The sequence below is a fragment of the Corynebacterium gottingense genome (assembly GCF_003693265.1).
Classification (GTDB): Bacteria; Actinomycetota; Actinomycetes; order Mycobacteriales; family Mycobacteriaceae; genus Corynebacterium; species Corynebacterium gottingense.
Genome location: NZ_RDRE01000093.1, coordinates 1 through 2,257 on the forward strand (window position 1 = coordinate 1; position 2,257 = coordinate 2,257).

The following is a 2,257-nucleotide window of genomic DNA, read 5'->3' on the forward strand; positions in this document are numbered from 1 at the left end:
GTGACCAGCAGCGATGCGCCGTTTCCCCAGGTCGCTGATACTAGTTATCCACAAGTTATCCACACCCTGTCCTGGGCCGTGTGTACAAGACGTCGATTCATCCCCAAGTTATCCACACCTACCTGTGGAAAACGCAGTGTTTGGCCGTCGCGGTACGCTGAAGGCCTATGAAACAAAGGGGTGACGACGATGGCCGACGATGCACTTCACGGCTTTGATGATGACTACGTCCTGCCGCCAGAGCCGCGCGACGAGTTCAGCGAATTTGGCGACTTTGATGACTTCAGCGGAAATTCGCGGCGAGGTCGCGGGAATCAGCGGTATCAAGGACAGAGGGGACAGCAGGGGCAGCGCAACGGCCAGGGCGAGTACCGCCAACCGCCGCACGACGAGCGCGCGGAGCGCTCGGTGCTCGGCGCGATGCTGCTCAACCAGGAGGTCGTGCTCGACGTCGCGGAGGGCCTGCAGCCGGAGGACTTCTACTTTCCGGCTCACCAGCTGATTTACCAGGCGATTATCGAGCTGTTCTCCTCGGGCAGCCAGATCGACGTGCTCATCGTCTCCGGGCGGTTGGACCGCCTGAACCAGCTCGAGCGGGTGGGCGGGGCGCCGTACCTGCATACGCTGATTTCGGAGGTGCCGACGTCGGCAAACGCCCGCTACTACGCGGAGATCGTGGAGGAGAAGTCGCTCCTCCGGCAGCTTGTCAACGCCGGTACGCACGTGGTGCAGCTGGGCTACGAGGGCGAAGACGGCATGGAGATCGAGGCGCTGGTGGATCGCGCGCAGCAGGAGGTCTTCGGGATCTCGCGCAACAACCAGGGCGAGGACTACCGCGTCCTTTCGGAGCTGCTCAAGCCGACTATCGACGAGCTCACGCAGATCGCTCAGGGCGGCGCCCTCGACCAGGGCGTGCCGACCGGGTTTACGGACCTGGACAACCTCACGAACGGCCTGCACGCGGGCCAGATGATCATCATCGCGGCCCGACCTGGCGTGGGTAAGTCGACGCTCGCGCTCGATTTCATGCGCTCCTGCTCCATCCAGCACGGCAAGACCTCCGTGATCTTCTCGCTGGAGATGAGCGCCTCCGAGATCATCATGCGCATGCTGTCGGCGGAGACGGAGATCAAACTGTCCGCGATGCGAGCGGGCAACATGGAGGAGCGGGATTGGGAGAAGCTCACCACCCGCCTCACCGAGATCCAGGACGCCCCGCTGTTTATCGACGATTCCCCAAACCTCACCATGATGGAGATCCGGTCTAAGGCGCGGCGCCTGAAGCAGCAGCACGGGCTGGACCTGGTGGTGCTGGACTACCTGCAGCTGATGAGCTCGGGCAAGCGCGTCGAGTCGCGCCAGCAGGAGGTCTCGGAGTTCTCGCGTAACCTCAAGCTCCTGGCAAAGGAGCTGGAGGTGCCGGTGATTGCGATCTCGCAGCTGAACCGTGGCCCGGAGGCGCGTACGGATAAGAAGCCGCAGCTGGCGGACCTTCGCGAGTCAGGCTCGCTGGAGCAGGACGCCGACATGGTGTTCCTGCTCTACCGTCCGGACTCACAGGATCGTGACGACGAGCGCGCGGGCGAGGCGGACATTATCGTCGCGAAGCACCGCGGCGGCCCTATCGACACGATCCCGGTGGCGCACCAGCTGCACTACTCTCGCTTTGTCAATATGGCGCACGGCTAAACCCGCGTAGGCGCAGCGAGTTGGACACCACAAACACGGAGGACACGGCCATCGCGATACCGGCTAGCATCGGGTCGAGGAGGCCGAACGCGGCGACCGGGACGAGCACGACGTTGTAGGCGAACGCCCAGAACAGGTTGCCCTTGATGGTGCGCAGGGTGCGGCGCGAGAGGCGGATCGCGTCCGCCGCAGACATGAGCGTGTTCTGCATGAGGGTGATGTCGGAGGCCTCGATCGCCACGTCCGTGCCGGCGCCCATGGCCAGGCCCAGGTCGGCCTGCGCGAGCGCGGCTGCGTCGTTGACGCCGTCGCCGACCATGGCCACGTGGCGCCCCTGCTCCTGCAGCTCGCGGACCACGCGCACCTTGTCCTCCGGCAGGACGCCGGCGGTGACGTTGTCCGGGTCGATGCCTACTTCCTCGGCCACGGCGCGTGCGGCGCCCGCGTTATCGCCGGTGAGCAGGTGCGGGGTGAGCCCCAGCTCGCGCAGCTTCGCCACAGCGCGGGCCGAGTCCGGCTTCACCGTGTCCCGGACCGCGACCATGCCTTCCGCGTGCCCGTCGACCTC

2 protein-coding genes are annotated in these 2,257 nt (G+C 65.2%); one reads left to right on the forward strand and one right to left on the reverse strand.

The window, feature by feature from the left end; genetic code table 11:
- Positions 1–189: 189 nt before the first annotated feature.
- Positions 190–1,689, forward strand: a complete 1,500-nt coding sequence (gene dnaB / locus EAW56_RS11815) for a replicative DNA helicase (RefSeq protein WP_095538189.1) — start codon at positions 190–192, stop codon at positions 1,687–1,689.
- Here the strand turns inward: dnaB and EAW56_RS11820 are convergent.
- The coding region (locus EAW56_RS11820; protein ID WP_122086748.1) for an HAD-IC family P-type ATPase at positions 1,670–2,257 on the reverse strand (588 nt) is incomplete at its 5' end. The two genes, dnaB and EAW56_RS11820, sit on opposite strands and share 20 nt — an antisense overlap.

Coding starts and splice junctions, on each gene's coding strand:
- dnaB (WP_095538189.1), top strand. CDS start 190: ATGGCCGACGATGCACTTCACGGCTTTGATGATGACTACGTCCTGCCG.